We start from the raw sequence: 20,597 nt of genomic DNA on the forward strand, positions 1-20,597 counted from the left end.
GAATACTTGATGTTCTGCGTGTCCTTATTAAAGCGGTCTCACCAGTACAAATAAGCATTTTATGGGGTCATCAGAGCACTCCCACACAACGCTTCTTCACCGTCCTTAAAGGGGGCTAAAAATGTGTTCCTTCTGGGCGCTGAGGTGCATATTCAACCGATTCGCAGAGCGCAATCAAACGGTCGTTAGCTTCATCTTCTCCAATAGAAACACGAACCCCCTCGTGAGCAAAAGCACGCACAGATAAGGCACATGATTCAGCTCTTTGCGTAAAATCTGCAGTATTTTCACCAAGATTAAGCCACACAAAATTGGCTCGAGTCGTAGGAATCCACCACCCTAAATCCTGCAAAGCATGTACCACACGCTCACGTTCAGCAACGAGATGTCTCACGCGTTCCATCACCACGTCACGGTGTTTAATGGATGCAATTGCGGCTTGTTCAGCGATACTGCTCACCGCAAAAGGTGTTGCTGCAACTCTCAGATATTGTGTTAGCTGAGGATGAGAAATGGAGTATCCGACGCGTAAACCGGCAAGTCCTTGAGCTTTTGAGAATGTCCGCAAAATAATAACGTTTGGATAATCAGGATAAACCGATAGCCCGTTGACCGGAGGTTCTTCTCCCGCCATAACCGGCGAGGCCTCACAGAACTCAAAGTAGGCTTCGTCGATGACCACCACAATATGTGAAGGGACCCGATCTAAGAAGGAACGGAGCTGGTGTTCTGTAACAGATGGCCCAGTAGGGTTGTTCGGTGTGCAAACAAGAATGACACGAGTTTTCTCAGTGATAGCTTCGACCATCGCGTCTAAATCGTGTGCGCCCTCAGCAGTGAGAGGGACCTGAACACTCTTCGCCCCAGCTAACCCCACACAAATAGGATATGCCTCAAAAGAGCGCCAAGCATAAATCACCTCATCTGCACCACCCTCAGCAGATGTTCCAGCGAAGGTCGCAAGAATCTGATTGAGTGCACCGAGGCTACCAGCACCGGTTACGATATCGTCAGCAGGTACTCCGTGTTCCTCGGCGAGCGCGTAACGTAGTGAGCTACATAGGGGGTCGGGGTATCGGTGAGCTTGAGTGAAGTTCTCAAGAATATGCGCCACTTCTGGTACTGGCCCGAGAGGGTTCTCATTAGAAGAAAGTTTATATTGTTCAAGTCCAGGTACTGGTTGTGGTGCTTTACCAGCAGAATATTGGGGTAATTGGGAGAATACTGCCCGTGGAGAGGGCAGTTGAGTGTTGTTATCGCAAGAAGGATTGTTCATAGTTTCGAGTGTAGTTCTTTCTGTTTTTCTTTTACACCTCCGTCTTGTTCATCTATGTTGGGGTGTTGTTGAAGTGTTGACGTTTTGTCTTATCTTTTTGCAGGATGGTAGTCATACCAGTATTCGTTGAAGGGGTTTTCTTCTGGCGTTAGGTAGTCGTTGCTGATGTCTTCTATTTTTTGGTGGGTGCTCGCGATTTTTCCGGCTTCTCCAGGAAGGTTCTGGGCAATAGATGAAGCAAAATGTGCCCCAACATGTGTGCCTGTTCTTAGGTCGTGAGCAAGTATTTCGGGTTTGCTGAGGTTTCTGGGCAATGTGGATCCAGCAATAACCGACAGCTTGGTTTTATGCTGTTTTTTCGAGAACTTTTTCATCATAGGTAGAGGCTGGTGCGCTCGTGGATAGTTTTCGGTGCTGATACGGTATTGGCGGTATCCGTGTTCGGTCGGGGCATGACGGCTCACTAATCCGGCAAAATATGATGTACTTCCTTGCCATATGGGGTAATGTCCAAAAATTTGTGTTGTTTCTCGAATTTTTTGGGCACGTTCTTGGGTTTCTTGAGCACCGGTAGGAGTTTCTCTGTAGTGTGTCTCTAACATTGAGACGTTTGGGGTACGTGTGCTGTTGAGCGATGTTCCTTGGATACGGGTAACGCCGTCATCTTGGTCGGCAAGGACTTGTATGGGAATGTCTGTCGCTAGGGGCAAAGAACCGATGGGTGCGCCTTGAAGATATATTCCTTGTACATTGTGTTTTTTACGGAATTGTTGATGTGTTGATGCAACTGCAGCTATTGCTCCGCCTTGGCTAAATCCGGCTAAGTAGATGGGTGTATCTGATGGCAGGTTTGCCTGTTCTAAGGCAGTATCTAATAGTTGTAGTCCAGCAGAGCTTTCTTCCATCGGTGTTTCTGGTGAGTCTGTGACGGAGCTGAGGTTGCTGGCGATACCAAGAGGACCACCATGTAAGGTGATGCCATCTGTATCGGTTCCTGGGACGTAAGCAACTACACCGTGGAGGTGTCCTGATTCGTCTTGGATGTGTTGTAAAAAGACGCCGTCGTATTCGACGTTGATTCCTTCTTGGTGTTGTAACTCATCAATAGTGTTGACGCCAGAGGATATGATGTCCAAGTTATGTGCGTAATCAGCGGGGCTTTGAGGAATAACAAGTTGCTGTTCTATGTGTTCAAAGGTTGCGTTGTCAGAGGCATCGTATGTTTGCACTCCTGATAGGTTTAATGTTCTGAGGTATCCTCCACGGTGGAGTTTATCTTCAACATATTCTGTGGCAGTTCTACTGAGGGAGCTGATACCGTAAAGCTTCATTTTTTCTGCTCGACGACGGTTTGCGTATTCTTCACCGTTATATAGGTAGTCTCCCCAATACCCCATACCGAAGAAAATTCGTTGTCCTAAGAAACTCGTGATTGGACCAGCAACGGGCATCAGCGTTGTTGCGTCAGCAAGTGGACCGCCTGAGCTAAAGAGTGAGCCCATCCAATACATGGCTGCCGGTAGTTGGGTTTGGCAGGTGCGTAAAAGCTCCGTAGCAATGTAATCAGCTTGTTCGTAGGCGATACTTGTTTGTTCGAGACGAACGGCAAGGTCTAGTTGTTCACTGGCGCGCTGTGTGCTGCACTGAGATAGTTCTAGGATTTCTGTGCCCAGAGAAAGACCTTGAGGGTGTAGGGCAAGTAGCTTCATCACATCAGCAGATATGATGCTCAGTTCTTGCGCAACCTGTTGATTTATTTCGTGCGTGCGGTGTAGGTGTGTTGAGTATTCTTTGAGGCTTGTCGTGTCTACTCGCAGAAGGGTGGTGTGCCCTTCTCGGATATTTCTCATCACTGTAGCGTGAGATTCTTTCAACCTTATAAGAGAAGAAGTCATGATGGGGGCTTTCTACGAGTAGGTAGGCAGGAAGTTCATCAATGGGTGGTGAAGGAGAGACTCTAGAGCTATTTGAGTATTTCTAACGCTCTGTGTGTGGAGGATTTCGACACCGGTTATTGCAGCGTCGCTGTATCGGTGTGCTTCTATGATGGCGTGATCTACCGCAACGCCAGCAGCAGCGATAAGAGCGCTAAGTCTTTCTGCCTGTTGTGCTAGTTCTTCGCCAGCATGGATGAGGTTATGAGATTTTTCTTGAAGTTGATGTTCTAGATACTGTTGTGAGTGTTCTTCCTCTTCGATGAGCCGGTAAAAGTTTTTAGATGCGAGAGAGTCCCATTCCACCTGTGTTTTCAGCTGAAGGGTGCGTTGAATCTGTCGTTGATTTTCTTGTTGTTGGTCGAGGCGTTGGGCAAGTTGTTGTGTTTGTTCGCGGATGTGATGTCCAAGGTGAAAAAGTCCTTCAGCAGCAGGAGCACTTCGAGAAGTTCCTAAGCCATGCTGTTGTGCAAGAAGAAAAAGGTGTCGTTCTTCCATATCCATATGTATGGTCTCCTCAAAGGTGCGTTTCTCTGGTGTAGGTGTTCTAGAGATACGCTAAATGAACAGTAGCAGTGAAGGGGAAAGAGAAGAAAAATTGTGGATAATATCGAGGCAAATGATGTTCTAAGTCGTATTTTCCACAAGATTGAAAGACAAGGTTTCTTGAGTATGACGCAACAGTAACTGCGCTTTTGACCTTTTCTGAGTTATCTCAACCGCAACTGGCATATCCCATGACAGAATAGAAATATGTCTCAACCTGATCTTTGCATGACCCTACCCAATGGACGACGTAGCCTCACTGGCTCAGCTATCGCGTTAGGCCCACTGGATGGCCGTTATAAAACGGTAACAGAGTCTCTCGTCGATTACCTCTCAGAAGCGGCTCTTAACCGTGACCGTATCCACGTCGAAATAGAGTGGTTCATCTACCTCTGCAAAAATAGTGTGCTTCCGAGGCTTTCACCCCTCACCGAAGAACAAGAGCTCGCATTGCGTAGCATTGTCACCGAATTCTCTCCTGAGGATATTAACGAACTAGCGGAAATTGAAGCAACGACCGTCCACGACGTCAAAGCAGTAGAATATTTTATTGGTCGCCGCTTAGCAGCTATCGGGTTAGAACATCTAACTCCGCTCGTACATTTTGGGTGTACCTCAGAAGACATCAATAACCTTTCCTACGCTCTAGGTATTAAAGACGCCGTACACCACGTATGGATTCCACAAGCTGAAGAACTCATCACACAACTTCGCACCATGGCAGAAGATTCCGCTCATACTCCCATGTTGAGCCGAACCCATGGACAGCCAGCGACACCAAGTACCATAGGTAAAGAATTAGCAGTCTTCGCCTACCGTCTTAATCGCCATCTTAACGCCGTCAAAGAAGTGCAGTTTCTCGGCAAAATCAACGGTGCAACAGGTACTTTCTCTGCACATGTCGTTGCTGCACCTAACGCTTCGTGGCTTAAAATCTCCGAAGAGTTTGTCACTTCATTAGGGCTAAGCTGGAACCCGCTCACAACCCAAATTGAAAACCATGATTGGCAAGCAGAGCTATACCATGCCATGTCACGGTTCAATCAGGTGCTACACAACCTCTGCACCGATATCTGGAACTATATCTCTATCGGTTTCTTCCGTCAGATTCCTGTTGCCGGAGCAACAGGTTCTTCAACTATGCCGCATAAGGTCAATCCCATTCGCTTTGAAAATGCTGAAGCGAACCTTGAAATTGCGAATGCTCTTCTTGGCACGCTCAGCGCCACATTGATTCAATCACGCTGGCAACGAGACCTCACTGACTCATCCTCACAACGTAATATCGGTATTGCCTTTGGCCATTCTGTTCTAGCAATGTCTAACGTCGTCAAAGGACTCAAGCGTCTAGATGTTGCCGATGATGTGATGGCTCAAGACCTTGACCAGAACTGGGAGGTACTTGCTGAGGCCATCCAAATGGTCATGCGTGCCGAAGCGATCGCGGGTGTTGAAGGAATGGAAAACCCGTATGAACGCCTCAAAGAGCTCACCCGCGGACAACGTGTTGACGCTCAACGCCTCCAAGAATTTGTTGCCTCGTTAGGGTTAAGTGCGCAGGCCCAGCAGCGCCTATCCCAGCTCACCCCCGCACTGTACACCGGTATCGCACCCGACCTCGTACAGTTTATGAACCGTAGCAACTAAAAATAGTGGTATCAACGGCTGAGGGTTGCACACCTCGTTATGAGGTGTGCAACCCTCAGCTATATCTATGAAGCGATACGACCTACCCGAGAATTATTCTGCAATTTCTCCCTGAATAATTGAAGAATCTTTCTGCACCTGTTGTTGAGCCTGAACAGAATCTTCAAAACGTGGTGCTCGCTCTGCAAAAGAAAGCGAAGCAGGGAACATCGGTGGAGCCTCACCAAACGCTTCATGAGCTGCTTCAACAACTTTGCGTCCTAACGCCAAGTTAGCTCCACCGCCGACCACAGCACCAATACCAAAAGGTAAAGCACGGCCCAAAAGAGCGCCCGATTGGCGTGTTAAGAACCGTTTCACAAACATATTGCGGATAGTGCGTTCTACGCTAAAGAACTTCTGAGAATCTTTGCCCATCATCAGCCCCCACTTATTGGAGATACCGGCGGCCTTACCAGTCTGAGACATCAAAGTACTCATCAGAACAGCACCATCATCACCTAACATGATGCCCATGACCATGGCGCGTGCAGCTTCAGGGTTATCAACGTGTACACCGTGAAGCTCCGCTAACGCTTGTACATATAAGGCGGTACGTTCAAGATAGCCTCCTACCGCGAGAGCTGATAAACCAACAGAAGTTGCAGTTCCCACACCGGGAATAAAAGCTGAAGCACCTACAGCACCACCACCGATGGTGATATCACGTAGATAAATAGTCTCCAAACGTTTTGCAATTTGTGCCGGTGACTCTTCAGGATGGCGTTCGCGAACTCGCATCACCATCGACACCACCAAAGGACGCTGAATCCTCAAAATGGTATCAAGGCTTTTCGTCAACGCCGGTTTTGGTTTACCGTCAGTATCAAAAGGGTTCTTCATAGAATCAAACATGCTTTTAGTAAACCACCTTAGCTACTATTTTTCAGCTCAAAAACGCCTATTCGGCGCTAGCAGTCACCTGAACAAAAGTGTCCATAAAAGTTTTGTTTCCTCAGAACATCACCACACACCCCATAAACCTACATATTTCTTGTAATTACAAGGTTCTTCTGAACCGAAAACTTAACGCTAAAATAACTATTCTGCTGTTACACCCCATAACCGCAACCACGACCTCCCCCACTACCATCTGCCGAAAAGAAAGTAAATTTGTCTACATTACCGCTACGTACGATACGACCTTCTGCACACACCGCCGGAGTATGGCTCGTCTTAGGTTCTTGCTTCTCACTACAATTTGGCTCAGCCTTCGCCGTCCACCTCTTCCCTCACATTGGCGCATGGGGTGTGAGCCTCTTACGCCTAGGCTTCGCTTCACTCATCGTCTTAGCATTCATCCGGCCTAATGTTAGAGTATGGAACACCCAACAATGGAAAGCTACCATCCGCTTCGGCATCTCATTAGGTCTCATGAACGGGTTCTTCTATCAAGCAATCGCCCGCATCCCTCTCGGATTAGCGGTCGCTATCGAGTTCGTGGGCCCACTCGTCTTAGCCATCGTCCTCTCTCGACGACTCATCGACTTTCTTTGGGCGCTCCTTGCCGCCACAGGACTTATCATTCTCGGAGTAGACGCCCTGAACGACTCTTCACATGTTGAGCTGCTAGGCGTTCTCTACGCTCTAATTGCCGGCGGTTTCTGGGCGGCATACGTTATCACTAGCACCCGTTTAGGAGCCGTCATCCAAGGCAGTTCAGGACTCGCCGTAGGACTCTTCATTGCGACACTCACATTATTACCCGTAGGAGCAGCCGGCGCCAGCATCGTCTTAAACGACATCAAACTACTACTCTTTGCCTTAGCCACCGCACTATTCTCATCACTAGTTCCAGCAACCTGCGAATTCGCGGCACTGCGCAGAATACCCCAAAATACTTTCAGCATCCTCCTCAGCTTAGAACCAGCTATTGCGGCACTTGCCGGTTGGATACTGCTTGCGCAACATACGGGTCTCTACCGGTGGATTGCAATTATCCTCCTCGTTATAGCAAGTATCGGAATCACCGTCAGCTCCCGTTCAAAAGTTGTCGGGGCAAACGTCACCGTTCGCAGAAAAAGAAAAACCTCATAGGCTCTTCACAAAATCAGCAACCTGCCATGTATCTAAAACTGCACCAGGATGTGGCCCTGCAGCCTCTAAAAAGGCTCTACTCGACTCATCTAACACATGACGACTACCCACCAGAATCAAGTTGCCAGCCTGTTTCGCCGTCAGCATTGAACGTTCGCATAAACACCACACATGCTCAAATACCTCTAACATGTGTTGAGCTTGAGAAGCAAAGAAACTCAAACCGGAATCATCACCAACATTCACTAAAAGAACACCATCATCACTCAAAACACGTTGCGCTGATTCATAGAATCCGCGTTGCCGTAGATGTTCAGGAGCATCCCACCCCGAAAAAATATCGAGCACTATAGCGTCTACACCAGCTGGACTATCTAATAGTTGCGGTATCTGCGCTAACACCTCACGAGCATCAGCAACAACAGACTCACATTGCGTACCCGGCGGCAACGGAAGATGAGCGGTCACAAACTCAACGAGTTCTCGTTCAATATCAACAGCAACCTGAACCGAACCAGGACGTGTTGCTTGAACATAACGCACAAGAGTTAACGCACCAGCACCTAAATGGGCAATACGCAATGGCTCCCCAGCATCAGCAAGCACATCAATCACATTGCCAATACGACGAAGATACTCATAAAAAATAGTCTCCGGAGACAACAAGTTAACATGAGATTGCTCTGCAGCACCAAGACAAAGAATATACGACCCTTGATTCATCTCATCAGGAATAATACGGGCCATAAGCCCCGATGTTGATAGGCGAAGAGAAGGATAAGCCACCGAGAGTCCTTAAGGAAGATTTCGATAATGTTGCTCAGAACCAAACGATTCTGGTTCTAACTGAAAAGTAGAATGTTCGATACTAACATCAAAATGTTCTGCTACACAGGCTTGTAAATGACGCAAAATCTCAACACTATGACCCGAGGTAAAACATTCTTCTTCTAAAAGAATATGCGCTGTCAACACCGGTAAATCCGAAGAAATCTGAGAAACATGCAAATCATGTACCGCAACGACGTGTTCTTGAGATTCCAAATGTTTTTGTAATTCTTGAAGGTCAAGATTACGAGGAGTCGATTCCAAAAGAACCTCAAATGTATCGCGAAGAAGCAACAACGTCCGAGGAACAATCAGCACCCCAATACACAAAGCAACAACAGCATCTGCACCGTACCACCCCGTTGTGCTCATCACCACCGCAGACACAATAACAGCAACAGACCCCAGAGCATCATTAACAACTTCTAAGAAAGCAGCCCTCATATTAAAGTTCTGGTGATCACCACCGACCAAAATAGCAATCATCACAAGGTTGCCAATAAGACCAACAACACCAAAAATCAGCACTTCAGCGCTTGCGATAGGTTCTGGGGAGAAAAAGCGGCGTACTGCTTCAACAATGACGAGTGCCCCAACCCCCAATAGAATCGAGGCTTGGAACATTGCAGAGATAATTTCGACACGTTTCCAGCCCCATGTGCGACGGTGTGTGGAAGGCCGTAGTGCAAGCCGTGAAGCAATTAGAGCAACTGTCACACCTAGTGCATCGGTTAGTACGTGCACGGTATCCAAAAGAAGAGCTAAGGAACCGGTGAGAAAAGAACCAAAAAGTTGCGCGGCACAAAGCCCCCATGCAATGGCTGCAACGGCTAAAAGCTTACGGGGATTTGTCGAGGAATGAGAGTGATGATGTCCCTGATGAGAATGGTGTGAGTGTTCGCCCATAAATGTAGTTCTTTCCCGATAGTCTTAGGGAAAATATGCTATCACTTAGGGTACGAAGTGAGGAGAGGAAAAGTCTGAAATCACACCGTTTTAGAGATTGGTTTTGAGCTGGCGTTGTTGAAGCAGAGGGAGGTTCTCTCGGGTGCGGTTCACCTGCGTCAGGTCAATATTGACGACAGCTAGAGCAGAGGTTTCGCCCAGTTCACAGAGAATTTCTCCATGAGGTGCTATGGCACGAGAATAGCCGATACCGGTGGGCATGCCGGAGCTCGGTGTCGGTGATAGTGCTTGGTCTACAGCAATAACATATGAGCCGGTATCAAGAGCACGAGCGCTGGTCAGTGTCTGCCATTGTTCGCGTTTATGAGGGCCGTCTGCCCAAGATGCAGAGACGACCATACATTGTGCGCCGGCCGCTGCCAAATGCTGGTAGAGCTCGGGGAAACGTACATCGTAGCAAGTACTGAGCCCGATACGGACTCCTTCGACGGTAACGAGAGTTGGTTCTTTACCGGCGATGATATGTTCAGATTCGCGGTATCCTAGGGCATCGTATACGTGTATTTTTCGATAATATTGAAATCTTTGCTGATTATCCGAATTTTTCGTATTATCTAGGGGAAATGCGCAACTGAGTTGGTTATAAACTCGGTGGGCGTCTAAGGGTTCAGGGGCGAATCCGCCAGCAATGATGTGGATACCAAGTTCTTGCGCGAGCGCAGCGAGAGTTTGTTCCCATCGGTGGTGGTGGCGTTGAGTTTGAGCGCGGAGGTCTTCCCCAAAAGGCAACATCGTTGCTTCGGGGAAGACCACCAGCTGAGCACCTTGTTGTTGAGCTTGTTCAGCGTAGTCTCGAACTGTTGTGAGATTTTCAAAAATGTTCGGTGTTGAGTGTATCTGCGCTAAAGCTATTTTCATGGTGCGTTCTATTGTCCGCTGTTGTGTTATTCAGTGATGCCAGCAGCTTTTTTAAATTCTTTGACCATATCGGCTGCGTTGGTTGAGGAATTGACATTTTCAAGGACTTTTCCATCTAGCACGAAGCTTGGAGTTCCTCGTACTCCAATTTTTTTACCTTGTTCGAAGGACGCTTTGATGATTTCTTCTGTTTTGCTGGCAGAATAGTCCGTTTTGAATTGGTCTATGTTAAGGTCGAGTTCTTTAGCGTAGTCCGTAAATTTTTGGTAGGCAGCTTCTTCATTCTCAGATTCTTCCCACATCTTTTGTTCAGAGAAGACCTTTTCGGAGAAAGGGATGTATTTCTTCTGGTTTTGTACACAAATCATTGCACGTGCTGCAGAGATAGAGAAACGGTGCATAGGTAGTGGAAAGTTTTGAACGGTGACGTTGAGGATACCGTCGAGTTCTCCGGCTGCTTCAAGATAGGCGGGGTCAGCTTTTTTGCAGTAGGGGCACTGGTAATCGGTAAAGAGTGTGACGGTTGGTTTATCCTTGAGAACGGTATTGAGGTGGTATCCGTTGTCGTCTCGTACACCGGTGTCTACGGCTTTGGTGTTGCCGTGAGATGAGGCGGTGCTATCTGTTGTTCCGCAGGCGGTGAGTAGGAGTGTTGTAGCGGTGAAAGCGCTGACGCCAAAGAGAGCACGTCGGGTGTAAGGGGTATTTGTGTTCATGGTTGTTTCTCCGATTCTATGATGGTGCTATTACTAGAAAACCATAGTGTATTGGTGTTTCTTGAGCACGCACCGTCATGAGACACAAAATATTTGCTGTGAACTGGCGTAAGAACGGGTGTTCTGGTACAGTGTTTTTCGTTCACTTTAGGGTGGATTAGGCCTCCATAGCTCAGGGGTAGAGCATTTCCCTCGTAAAGAAAAGGTCGTCGGTTCAAATCCGACTGGGGGCTCGATATTCAGCGCTTTTACCATGGTCATGGTAAAAGCGCTGTTTCAGTTAACAGGCTTTCTTTTTCGTTGAACTATTCGTTGAGGTGTCGTTATTAGGTCTCTTTGAACTCTTTTTAATGCTTTCCCAAGAAAATATATGTTTACTTTGTGTGCCTCTAGATACAGTAACTATAAAGCGTTATTGTATTAGTACACTCGCTTTTAAAATTTTCTCATTTTGGAGGAAACTCTCTCATGCAACGGGAGCATTTCACATTCGATAAGCATCGAACAGGACTCCGTTATTCGCGCGGTTTTATCCTGCTCTTTTTAGTCGCACTCCTACCCTCAGCAGGTATCTGGTTCTTTTACCGTTCCCTTTTTCCCATAGATTCGTCTCTTGTAGGCACAGTAATCCTCACTATTGTTACAGCATTATCTTGGGCGTACCTCATCGGGTATGCAGATGACCGGCACACTGCAGGTTAACAGTTAAGGCGCTAATTACGCCACAATCCGTAAGTTTTCGCAAGTTCAGAAACTTTACGTGCACGCGCCAAACGTGGAAGGTATGAACCGTCTTTGGGAACTGCACCATTTGTTGATTCGGCTAACATTTCACGTGCCCATTGAATTTCTTCTTCACTAGGAGCAAGCGCAATATTAATAGTTTCTGCTTGCTGAGGGTCAAGAAGTAATTTTCCGGTCATACCGTGGCTTGAGGTCACAGCGCAGTCACTCATCAAAGAGCCACCGTGTTTACCTAGCGAAGGGCCGTCAATAGGACCAGGCAAGCCGCCAACACGTGACGCTAACACAAGTTGAGAACGCGCGTAGGATAAGGCAATAGGGTCATCCGAGACGCCTGTATCTCGACGAAAATCACCCACTCCGAAGGCTAGACGGAACGTCCCCGGTGCACGCGCAATATCTACCACGTTCACCATACCTAAGGCAGATTCCACTAATGCAATAACCGGTGTACCAGCTGGCATCATCATCGCAGTTCGAGTCACTTCATCGGGGTGCTCAGTTTCTGCCAACATGACTCCGCGTAGTCCTTTAACGTTGCTGAGTGCTTGAACGTCTTTCTTCCAGTGTTCTGTTCTCATGCCGTTGATTCTGGCCCAAGTACTGACTTCCCCATTGAGCAGTTCAACAATTTTTTCACGCGATTCGTCTTTAAAATCTTCAGGTGTCCCATCTTCAAGATCGATGAGGATGGAATCTGATTCTGACTCTAAAGCATTTGCGATATCTTCTTCAGAAGAAGCGGCTGAGACAAGTAACCAGCTGCGAGATAGGCGGGCAGGCAACGATGCGGCACGTTCATTGCGGTGAAAATGTGGCATGAGAGCTGTACTCCTAATGAGCCGATGATATTGTTCATCTCCAGTGTATAGATAGAGTCCTCAAGACTCCTAGAACTATGACGGTCTGAGAGCAGCTTTATCGAAAATCAATAGCCCTTGTCATATCCTCTAAAAATAGTTAAAACATCACATTTAAGATTCCTTACATCATAAGGTGTTTTATAGAACCTCGGAGTAGAGTGAATAGGTCGTAGCCTCGGCCTCTGAATATTTAGGAGTTTTAGTGCCTTCACCTGCATCACCTGATATACACGGTAGTTCTTCGTGGCTTGTTCCCGGTTCTCGTGAGCTACGCATGATTCTTATTGGACTGTTGTTAACGGTTCTTTTAGCTGCGCTAGATCAGACCATTGTTGCTACCGCATTGCCCACTATTGTTGGTGATTTAAACGGATTAGAGCATATTTCGTGGGTTATCACGGCATATATGATTTCTTCGACCATTACCTTACCCATTTACGGTAAGTTAGGTGACCTTTACGGACGAAAAACTCTCTTTCTATTTTCGGCGGTAGTTTTTCTTGTCGGTTCAGTGCTCTGTGGTGTGGCAGGGTCTATGTGGCAGCTTATTCTTTTCCGAGCAGTTCAAGGCATCGGTGGAGGTGGAATTTTTACAGGTGCAACAGCTATTCTTGCCGATGTGTTAGCGCCACGCGACCGTGGACGCTATATGGGCCTTATTGGGGCAGCTTTTGGTATTGCGTCTGTTGCCGGTCCTTTATTAGGTGGTTTCCTAACTGATGCACTGAGCTGGCGTTGGGTCTTCTACGTGAATCTTCCATTAGGTGCTCTTGCGTTGTTCTTTATCCTCAAGTTTTTGCATCTTGGTACACCAAAACACGCTACGCCGCCACGTATCGACTATCTCGGTATTATTCTGATGGTTATTGGTTCATCATCGCTTATTCTGGTGTCGAGCTGGGGCGGAACCGTGTACCCTTGGGGTTCTCCACAAATCATGGCTCTCATCGCCTTAGCGGTAGTCAGTGTTGCGCTCTTTATTGCGGTGGAGTTACGCGTTAAAGAACCGTTGATTCCTTTAGGTATTCTCAAAGACCCTAATGTGTGGGTTTGCGTTTTCATGGGAGTCGGTGTCTCTGCTGCGATGATGAGCGTGGGCGCGTACCTTCCGACATTTTTCCAAATGGTGTGGGGTGTTTCTGCAACTGTTGCTGGTCTGATGATTCTTCCTATGACTTTTGCTCAAGTTGCCGCCACAATCATTTCAGGTCGTCTAATTTCTGCTACAGGAAACTATAAGTTGTATCTTGTTGCTGGGCCGGCTTTGATTATTCCGGGGCTTTTTGGGTTTAGCCTTATCGACCAGCACACATCGTACCTATGGTTATCGGTGTTGATGGTCGTGATTTGTGTTGGTATCGGTTTTACGTTGCAGAATACTCTACTGGTTGTTCAAAATAGTGTTCCTCCACGTGATATTGGGGCAGGAACTTCTACAACAACATTTATCCGACAATTAGGGGCTTCTCTAGGAATTGCTGTTTCAGGGTCTTTATTTATTGGTAATCTCACGGCTTTTACACAACAACATTCTGCTCAGATGACAGCGCAGTCTCTCAACGCTCAACAACTCAGTTCGCTTACTCCACAGGTTTTGGCGTCTTTGCCGGAGACTGCTCAACAGCTAATTGCTGAAGCATTTTCTACGGCGATGCCTCCTATTTTCTTGTTCTCTATACCAGCGGTATTGTTGAGCTTTGTTCTCAGCTTTTTCATCCGACAGGTACCTCTACAAAAATAGGGGTTGAGAGATGTTCAACGGGCAGAATCTTCGCAAGGGAAGGTTCTGCCCATTTTTCTCGATGGATAGTCCGCTATATTTTCTAAAGTTTACGGGCTTTTTCTTATGCGCTTTTTTGCTGAGCTTTTGTATGTACGGACGCAAAATGCCGATCTTTATACCGTAACGCGGGAACTTCAATGCACCTATACATCAGGATGCCAAGAGTTAGACCGCTTGCTACGAGTGTTAGCACTAAGGCTGGGCGAGGAAGCATTTCAAGGTGTGGCTCAAGAAAATGGTAAAGAACATCGTGAGAGATATAGATGCTGTAGCTTGCTAGTCCTAAGAGCTGTAGGCCTTTCCACCGTAAAATATTCATCAGCTGCTCACCAAGTTTTTCACGAATCGCAACTTGCCCCCATAGAATCATCATGGCTGCGGCAATAGCTTGAATGGTGTAGCGAATTGTTTGGCGGAAGAACTCATCGCGAATGAGCAGAGACACAAGATATAGAAGCACGGCAAGAATCACGATTGTGTTACGCCCCATGAGAGGAACAGTTCTACCGTCACGGATTCTTCGCGTATTTCGGAACCGAGTACCAACGACACGGCGACCTTGAACTGCTGGAGTATTGCGGTAGGTAAAGAACCATAGTGCAACTAGCGTCCCTAGCGCAATAGCTTCAACACGAGTTCCTGTACCAAAGTAGATACGGTCTCCGGTGGCGTGGTGAAGGCTTAAATATATGCGAGAGCAGATTGAATAGATGATAGCGGTTGAGGCAATGCCTGCCACAATTTTTTTATAGTGTTTGCTTTTCACGGCGAAGAGCCAGATGAGTGCAAAGACAAGGTAGAACTGTTCTTCAATAGACAGGCTCCAGGTCACAACAGAACCGGGTAGAACTGCTACCTGTGAGTCTAGGTAACGCCAGTTGAAGAAGAAGAATATTTGTCCGAGGAAGTCGATGATATCGATTTTTCCGCCAAGGCTCATATAAATCAGCGTGGGGATAATTAACGCTAGGAGCATAGGTGGGAAGATTTTGATGAGACGTCGCATGTAGAATCCGCTGACGTCAAATCCTCCGGTTTGTTCTCGCTCTCTCAGAAGTAAGAATGTGATGATGAAGCCGGAGATGACGAAGAAAATGGTAACGCCAGAACCGCCAGGGACAAAGCTAAGACCTGCATGGGAAAATACGACGAGTAGGACGGCAAAAGCTCTCATAGCGTCGATGTGGGCGTAGCGGTTCATTGTTTCCTTTGAATTTGGGTTGATGTCAGCGGTGTTATTTGTCGTACCGTATCCATGAAACCATAGCTCAGAGGTTTTTCTTCTCTACTCTGTAGCCACATTAATGGCTACTAATGTGGCGGGTTGAGCCACGTGTTGTGTTGTATGTGCCGGTTGAGTATTTTTCCGAGGTATTCAGCGCCGATAGAGCACATGAGGAGCGGCGCCCATAACTCCATCGGCGCGTGGGTGAGTTCTATGGTAAATAGTGCCCCAAAAAGTGCTGATGATTCGCTAGCAGATAATAATGATGTCGCACCAAGGAGCATGAAGACCGGTAGTTGTTCGGGTGTTCCGGATGCGAGCGCGATATAGGCACCGATGCTTGCGCCAGTAGCTAACGCGGGTGTGAGGGTTCCGCCGGCGGCACCAGCTCGTAGGCTCAGAAGTGTGAGTAGCGGTTTGGTGATGGCGAGGATGAGGAAACTGCTGAGGGTAATTTTGTGGTGGAGTCCTTGTTCAATGATGAGGACACCGTTTCCTAGAATATTTGGCTGGTAGGTGGCGATGACTGCGGTGAGAAGCATGAGTGAGCATAGTTGTGCAGGTAGTTTCCACCAGTGGCGGGGGTGTTCTTTACGTATTTTTTGGATGATGTTTTGACTAATGATACGAAAGGTTGTGCCAAGTATTGCGCCGATAAGGATGGCTCCAATCACCCATATCCAGCTGGAATATTCGAGTTTGTATGTTGGTAGTTGGTAGTAGGGTGTGGCGCCGTAGATGGCTCTAGGGATGAGGACTGCAAGATAACTGATCGTTAGAGCGGCGAGGAGTTTGCTCCATTTTTTGGTGGAGGAAACGATGCTGATGGTGTAAGCGGCTCCAGCGTATGGGGTGTTGTAGACTGCCCCGAGTGCTGCACCGCAGGCGACGGCGGTAAGAAAGTTGCGTTCTTCTGGGGTGAAGTGTTGTGGGTGATAGAGACGGTGAGCGATGGTTGCTGCAAGTTGTCGAGGAGCGGCTTCTCTGCCGATGGAAGCTCCTGCGCCGACGAGGAATACTTGTGTGAAGGCGTCAATGGTTGTTCTGGTGAAGGGGTAGTGTTGCGCGCGTGTGGTGATGATGTCTTGGGTGCTAGGTAGGTTTTTTTGGCGTAGTTTCCACCAGCAGATTCCGCTGATGGCGCCAGCGGTTGCCATCATAATAGGTGTTAGGTGGGACACCTGTTGAGTTTTGCTGATGAGGTTTTCGATGAGGTGGAGGAATTCGGTCAGGAGCACGCCGATGATTCCAGCGCTAAGAGCAACGGTGAGGGCGGCGAGGGTGAGGAGTATGTATTTGCGCCGTGGGCTGGTGGGGTGTTGTGGGGTGTTGCTCATCGTGTTTTAGTTTAGACGTTTTGGGGTCTTTGATGAGTACTGGCAGTGTTTAGGCGGATGCACTAATTTTTTGTTGTGCGTATTCGTTGTGTCGTTGTGTTGTTTCGTAGTGTGCTTGTTGCAGGAGTTCTTCTGCACGTTCAATGTGTTCTCGTACGGTTTCGACACGTCGCATGACGATTTCTTGTCGGTTGCATTGGAATTCGCAGCTTCCGGCGCAACGTACCATGGCAAGGGCCTCTGCGCATAGTGCGACGGAGTTTCCGGCACGAGATAGACACCGATGAAGTTCTGAGTAGACGCCGCTGGGTGATGCGGGGATGTCGGTGCTGTTGCTGGGCGCTAGTTGTTGGGCGCGGGCTGCGATTGTTCGTACGCGTGGTAGTAGATCGGCTAGGGCGTTTGCTTCTGGAACGACGAGTTCAAGGGTTCCGTCGTCTGGTAGTTTTTCGAGGATTTGGTGGAATCTGTCGATTCCACGGTTGAAGCGGTCGTGTGCGCGTCTCCAGATTCCTTGACCGAGTTCTGCGTCGTTACGGCGTCCTTGTAAGAAGTCTTTGAGGCTCACGTTCTCCCCCTTTCATCTACTTCCTTTTTCTTAGGTTACCCTAAATTAATTTGCTGACACTATGTCAAACGCAACACTACGTTAAGAAGATTGAAAAATCACCTAGAGAGGGGCCGTTTTTGACTCGTGCACCTTCACGATTCATCTAATATTTTATGTTTTCTGACACAATGTCACCGTTAGATTTTGTATTCCTTTTGATTCTCTGATAGATTCTTCTACGGATGGTTGTCCGAGCGGCCGAAGGAGCTGGTCTTGAAAACCAGTAGGCGGTAACCCCGTCTCAAGGGTTCAAATCCCTTACCATCCGCCACGTAAAACCGTGTTTCTCATGAGTGGGAGACACGGTTTTTCTTTTAGGTTAAAGAACGGCTGGCTCTGACAACAGAATTATTTGACCACACCCCACAAAACAGCTAGTATGGTGAATGCTGTATTGCGGTTGAGTCAGATGTTGACGGGCTAAACACGATACGGTGTTGGAGACGTGCCAGAGCGGCCGAATGGACTTCACTGCTAATGAAGGGTCGGGGTTAAACTCGACCGGGGGTTCAAATCCCCCCGTCTCCGCCACATAAAAATCCCTGGGTGCTTTCATATGAAAGCACCCAGGGATTTTTATGTTCTCCTCAAAACTTAGAAAGTTCTAAAAGAAACTAGTCGCGCATCGTGATCTAATAGTTCAGACCAAGAAGTCTCCACCTCAAAGACCGCAATCGAAGAGGGCGGAAAACCATAAGAGATATCCATGAGTGATTCGTAGTCAGATGTTGAACTCATTAAATCCATTGCTGCATCTTGTACGCCCGGCAAGTGAGCCACTAACATCATTGAGCGAACAGAATCGGGGGTATTCTCAATACACTGACGCAGCATACGAGCTGGAGCGTTATAGAGCCTCTCGTCGAGGGAGGCAGTTGGGGCTTTTTCTCCGAGAGCTTCACATACCCATGTTGTTGTCTGCCGAGTGCGCAATGCAGCAGAAGAAACGATCATTTCGGGAAGAGTTCCTGTATGGTGCAGCCATTCGCCCGCGGTTCGGGCTTGAAGGTGCCCGCGAGAGGTGAGGGGGCGGTTGAAATCGTCCATACCCCAGTCAGCTTCAGCGTGACGCATCATAATCAGCGTTCGCGTGTCATCTGGTCTTTGTGAAAGTTCTTCAGCCATAAGCACCATCTTAGCCGGTCTCTAGCTTTGAGCTAGAAACTTTTTGAGGGCGTACACGGTCTCTTCCGGCTGGTCTGCGTGCACCCAGTGTCCAGCATTTTTAAACACAACTTTTTGCACACGTGGGAAGAGGCTCCTCATAACAGGGGTATCTTTTGATGTGATATATGGCGAGCGCCCTCCTGCAATCCATAGCACCGGTCGGTTGAAGGAAAGGTTGGGGTTTTGCCATCCCATAATTTTCGGCAGGTTTTCAAAGAGCATTTGTAAGTTGGGTTGCCAAGAGAATCCTTCTTCTGTACGAATGAGGTTTTGAAGTAAGAATCCTCGCACGCTAGAGTCTGGCACGGCTGGTGTTAGCATCCTATGGGCTTCGGCCCTCGTCGAGAATTCCTCGATAGGAAGTTTCAGAAGAGAGCCAAGCAGATGGGTAAAGTTTCCGTTAGAAGCTGAGGGTGCAATATCTAAGACTACGAGCTTTCGCACGAGTTCTGGATGTCTTAACGCTAAGAGCATTGCAACCTTTCCTCCCATGGAATGTCCAACGACATCAACAACGGGGGCGGGTTCGCCGTGGTATGCGCAGATAGCTTGTGCGACGCTATCTGCCATGTTGTTATAGTCGAAGGATTCTGTCCATGGAGAGTTTCCGTGGTTGGGAAGGTCGATGAGCAGAATTGTAAAGTCTTGTTCAAGGTTCTTTGCAATTGCGGTGAAATTTTTGCCACGTCCCATGAGTCCATGCAGAAAGACAATAGTTTTTGAGCCTGTTCCTAGAGACGTTATTGAAAGAGTTGGTGTGTCAGCCATAGTTTTTGTTTTTTCGTGTTTCTCTTTAAACCCGTATAGGCGCCTATTTTCTAGACGCCTACAGGGGTTTTTATGCTATACGTTAGTTTAGATAGAGTATTCGGGAGCGGCCCAAACAACAACTTCGGGGTGCTCATAGAATCGGTAGCCTTGTCCTCGTACAGTACGTACCGTGTTAGCAAGACGCCCCAATTTTGAACGGAGTCGGCGAATATGAACGTCGATAGTTCGTTCATTGGGTGTTTCTTCAGCATCTCGCCAGAGGCTTGCGAGTAGTTCTTCTCGCCCAACGGTGCGTGCACCGTTTTCAACGAGGTAGTTCAAGAGTTCAAATTCTTTGTAGGTGAGGTTGAGGACTTCCCCATCTAGGAATACTTCTCGACGGGATAGGTCAATAAGAACACCAACGGAGTGAGCGGGTTTGTGCTCTTGGGATGAGTATTGTGTCGAGGAGAATGGCTCAGGCTGGTGGTGCACGGCGGTTGGGTCGCCTAGTGCGTTGCGTACAACTTCAAGGTCTGTGCCTTCTGCGCCGGATGGTGCCAGCGCAACGGCTGCGTAGGAGTCAGCTTCTGGCACGATACCTCGGGTGTAGTCGCGTAGTTCTTGTACGATGCGTACGAGCGAGGTTCCGTTTGATGCTGCTGTTTCTTCAGAGAGCCCGACATAGATGACAAAACCGCGTGCTTCGCTCTCGGGGTGGTTGAGTTTTGCTGGTGGGTTGTCAATGTGAGGTGTTGTCATAGGACGCAGGCTTGCGGGGTGTTTGGGCATGTGACGTCCCTGAGTTAGGTTGGTCGCAGTGCGTTGAGTTGATACTCTGTTCCGCTGGGAGATATGGACGTATCCAGGTGCTCCGGACATTCTTTTTACCTGTCTTCTTGTGGTGGGATAAGAGCGCGCATCTAGGTGGTTGGTGCAGGATCTTCTGCTTTTTCACGTATGAGGCTCTTGATCGCTTTACCGTTTTATCGTTGTATGATTTCGTCGATAAATCAAGTAACATTCCTCTGTTTTTTGGACGTTTGAGGGAAAAATCTCAAGAAATGATGTCTATACAGGCTTGCTTTTTCTCATATTTTGATACATAAAAATTCGCAAATATTATTTTTTATACACAAACAACCTGTATTTTCGGGGCGTACACTTTTGTTTGATATACACCAACCAACAACACCGTGTAGCACTAGCGATTTGTCAAGACTAACCTCAACTTTTCTCCTTTTTCGTCCCTACTAACACCAAGATCAATA

The 20,597-nt window shown here is 47.8% G+C and carries 19 protein-coding genes and 3 tRNA genes; 7 read left to right on the plus strand and 15 right to left on the minus strand.

The window, feature by feature from the left end:
- Positions 1-115: 115 nt before the first annotated feature.
- The 3 genes from ACN08X_RS02000 to ACN08X_RS02010 all read right to left on the minus strand — a co-directional run bounded on the left by ACN08X_RS02000 (position 116) and on the right by ACN08X_RS02010 (position 3,708).
- Complete coding sequence (locus ACN08X_RS02000) at positions 116-1,276, minus strand: histidinol-phosphate transaminase (RefSeq protein WP_419105719.1); 1,161 nt, start codon at positions 1,274-1,276, stop codon at positions 116-118.
- Positions 1,277-1,365: 89 nt separating this feature from the next.
- Positions 1,366-3,171 (minus strand): hypothetical protein, encoded by a 1,806-nt coding sequence (locus ACN08X_RS02005; RefSeq protein ID WP_419105720.1) that lies wholly within the window; start codon positions 3,169-3,171, stop codon positions 1,366-1,368.
- Between the two features lie 12 nt (positions 3,172-3,183).
- Positions 3,184-3,708: a hypothetical protein gene (locus tag ACN08X_RS02010; RefSeq protein WP_419107743.1), complete on the minus strand. Its 525-nt coding sequence runs from the start codon at positions 3,706-3,708 to the stop codon at positions 3,184-3,186.
- A gap of 255 nt (positions 3,709-3,963) precedes the next feature.
- On the opposite strand from ACN08X_RS02010, the gene purB reads away from it, so the two are divergent.
- The gene (gene purB, locus ACN08X_RS02015) at positions 3,964-5,403 is read left to right on the plus strand and encodes an adenylosuccinate lyase (RefSeq protein WP_419107744.1); all 1,440 of its coding nucleotides are present in this window, start codon (positions 3,964-3,966) and stop codon (positions 5,401-5,403) included.
- A 93-nt stretch (positions 5,404-5,496) separates the two neighbouring features.
- Here purB and ACN08X_RS02020 read toward each other — a convergent pair whose 3' ends face one another.
- Positions 5,497-6,297, minus strand: a complete 801-nt coding sequence (locus tag ACN08X_RS02020; protein WP_419107745.1) for a di- and tripeptidase — start codon at positions 6,295-6,297, stop codon at positions 5,497-5,499.
- 258 nt (positions 6,298-6,555) lie between these two features.
- On the opposite strand from ACN08X_RS02020, the gene ACN08X_RS02025 reads away from it, so the two are divergent.
- Positions 6,556-7,479: an EamA family transporter gene (locus tag ACN08X_RS02025; protein ID WP_419107746.1), complete on the plus strand. Its 924-nt coding sequence runs from the start codon at positions 6,556-6,558 to the stop codon at positions 7,477-7,479.
- On the opposite strand, the gene ACN08X_RS02030 is transcribed toward ACN08X_RS02025, so the two are convergent.
- The 4 genes from ACN08X_RS02030 to ACN08X_RS02045 all read right to left on the minus strand — a co-directional run bounded on the left by ACN08X_RS02030 (position 7,474) and on the right by ACN08X_RS02045 (position 10,847).
- Positions 7,474-8,226, minus strand: a complete 753-nt coding sequence (locus ACN08X_RS02030; protein WP_419107783.1) for a spermidine synthase — start codon at positions 8,224-8,226, stop codon at positions 7,474-7,476. The two genes, ACN08X_RS02025 and ACN08X_RS02030, sit on opposite strands and share 6 nt — an antisense overlap.
- A gap of 48 nt (positions 8,227-8,274) precedes the next feature.
- Entirely contained in the window at positions 8,275-9,213 is a 939-nt protein-coding gene (locus ACN08X_RS02035) for a cation diffusion facilitator family transporter (protein WP_419107747.1), read from the minus strand.
- 90 nt (positions 9,214-9,303) lie between these two features.
- Entirely contained in the window at positions 9,304-10,131 is an 828-nt protein-coding gene (locus tag ACN08X_RS02040; RefSeq protein ID WP_419107748.1) for a nitrilase-related carbon-nitrogen hydrolase, read from the minus strand.
- 26 nt (positions 10,132-10,157) lie between these two features.
- Complete coding sequence (locus ACN08X_RS02045; protein ID WP_419107749.1) at positions 10,158-10,847, minus strand: DsbA family protein; 690 nt, start codon at positions 10,845-10,847, stop codon at positions 10,158-10,160.
- A 161-nt stretch (positions 10,848-11,008) separates the two neighbouring features.
- Between ACN08X_RS02045 and ACN08X_RS02050 the strand changes: the two genes are divergently transcribed.
- Together ACN08X_RS02050 and ACN08X_RS02055 are read left to right on the plus strand one after the other, a co-directional pair.
- Positions 11,009-11,080 (plus strand) — tRNA-Thr (locus tag ACN08X_RS02050).
- A gap of 235 nt (positions 11,081-11,315) precedes the next feature.
- Positions 11,316-11,549 (plus strand): hypothetical protein, encoded by a 234-nt coding sequence (locus ACN08X_RS02055; protein WP_419101059.1) that lies wholly within the window; start codon positions 11,316-11,318, stop codon positions 11,547-11,549.
- 11 nt (positions 11,550-11,560) lie between these two features.
- Here the strand turns inward: ACN08X_RS02055 and ACN08X_RS02060 are convergent, their stop codons facing one another.
- Positions 11,561-12,412: an HpcH/HpaI aldolase/citrate lyase family protein gene (locus ACN08X_RS02060; protein ID WP_419105725.1), complete on the minus strand. Its 852-nt coding sequence runs from the start codon at positions 12,410-12,412 to the stop codon at positions 11,561-11,563.
- 244 nt (positions 12,413-12,656) lie between these two features.
- Between ACN08X_RS02060 and ACN08X_RS02065 the strand changes: the two genes are divergently transcribed.
- Complete coding sequence (locus ACN08X_RS02065) at positions 12,657-14,195, plus strand: MDR family MFS transporter (protein WP_419107750.1); 1,539 nt, start codon at positions 12,657-12,659, stop codon at positions 14,193-14,195.
- Between the two features lie 103 nt (positions 14,196-14,298).
- On the opposite strand, the gene ACN08X_RS02070 is transcribed toward ACN08X_RS02065, so the two are convergent.
- The 3 genes from ACN08X_RS02070 to ACN08X_RS02080 form a co-directional block, all read right to left on the minus strand.
- A complete protein-coding gene (locus ACN08X_RS02070; protein WP_419105727.1) occupies positions 14,299-15,438 on the minus strand; it encodes an acyltransferase family protein in 1,140 nt (379 codons plus the stop codon).
- A 110-nt stretch (positions 15,439-15,548) separates the two neighbouring features.
- Entirely contained in the window at positions 15,549-16,799 is a 1,251-nt protein-coding gene (locus tag ACN08X_RS02075; protein WP_419107751.1) for a chloride channel protein, read from the minus strand.
- A 49-nt stretch (positions 16,800-16,848) separates the two neighbouring features.
- The gene (locus ACN08X_RS02080) at positions 16,849-17,367 is read right to left on the minus strand and encodes a dehydrogenase (RefSeq protein WP_419105729.1); all 519 of its coding nucleotides are present in this window, start codon (positions 17,365-17,367) and stop codon (positions 16,849-16,851) included.
- A 222-nt stretch (positions 17,368-17,589) separates the two neighbouring features.
- On the opposite strand from ACN08X_RS02080, the gene ACN08X_RS02085 reads away from it, so the two are divergent.
- A tRNA-Ser gene (locus ACN08X_RS02085) sits at positions 17,590-17,680 on the plus strand.
- 168 nt (positions 17,681-17,848) lie between these two features.
- Positions 17,849-17,940, plus strand: a tRNA-Ser gene (locus ACN08X_RS02090).
- 63 nt (positions 17,941-18,003) lie between these two features.
- On the opposite strand, the gene ACN08X_RS02095 is transcribed toward ACN08X_RS02090, so the two are convergent.
- The 3 genes from ACN08X_RS02095 to ACN08X_RS02105 form a co-directional block, all read right to left on the minus strand.
- On the minus strand, positions 18,004-18,534 hold the full coding sequence (locus ACN08X_RS02095; RefSeq protein WP_419107752.1) for a SixA phosphatase family protein: 531 nt from the start codon (positions 18,532-18,534) through the stop codon (positions 18,004-18,006).
- A 21-nt stretch (positions 18,535-18,555) separates the two neighbouring features.
- Positions 18,556-19,344 carry an alpha/beta fold hydrolase gene (locus ACN08X_RS02100; protein ID WP_419107753.1) on the minus strand — a complete coding sequence of 263 codons (789 nt, stop codon included), beginning with the start codon at positions 19,342-19,344 and terminating at the stop codon, positions 18,556-18,558.
- 87 nt (positions 19,345-19,431) lie between these two features.
- Positions 19,432-20,208 (minus strand): winged helix-turn-helix domain-containing protein, encoded by a 777-nt coding sequence (locus ACN08X_RS02105; RefSeq protein ID WP_419105731.1) that lies wholly within the window; start codon positions 20,206-20,208, stop codon positions 19,432-19,434.
- Positions 20,209-20,597: the final 389 nt, after the last annotated feature.

It is taken from the genome of Rothia sp. P6271, from assembly GCF_048512995.1.
Classification (GTDB): domain Bacteria; phylum Actinomycetota; class Actinomycetes; order Actinomycetales; family Micrococcaceae; genus Rothia.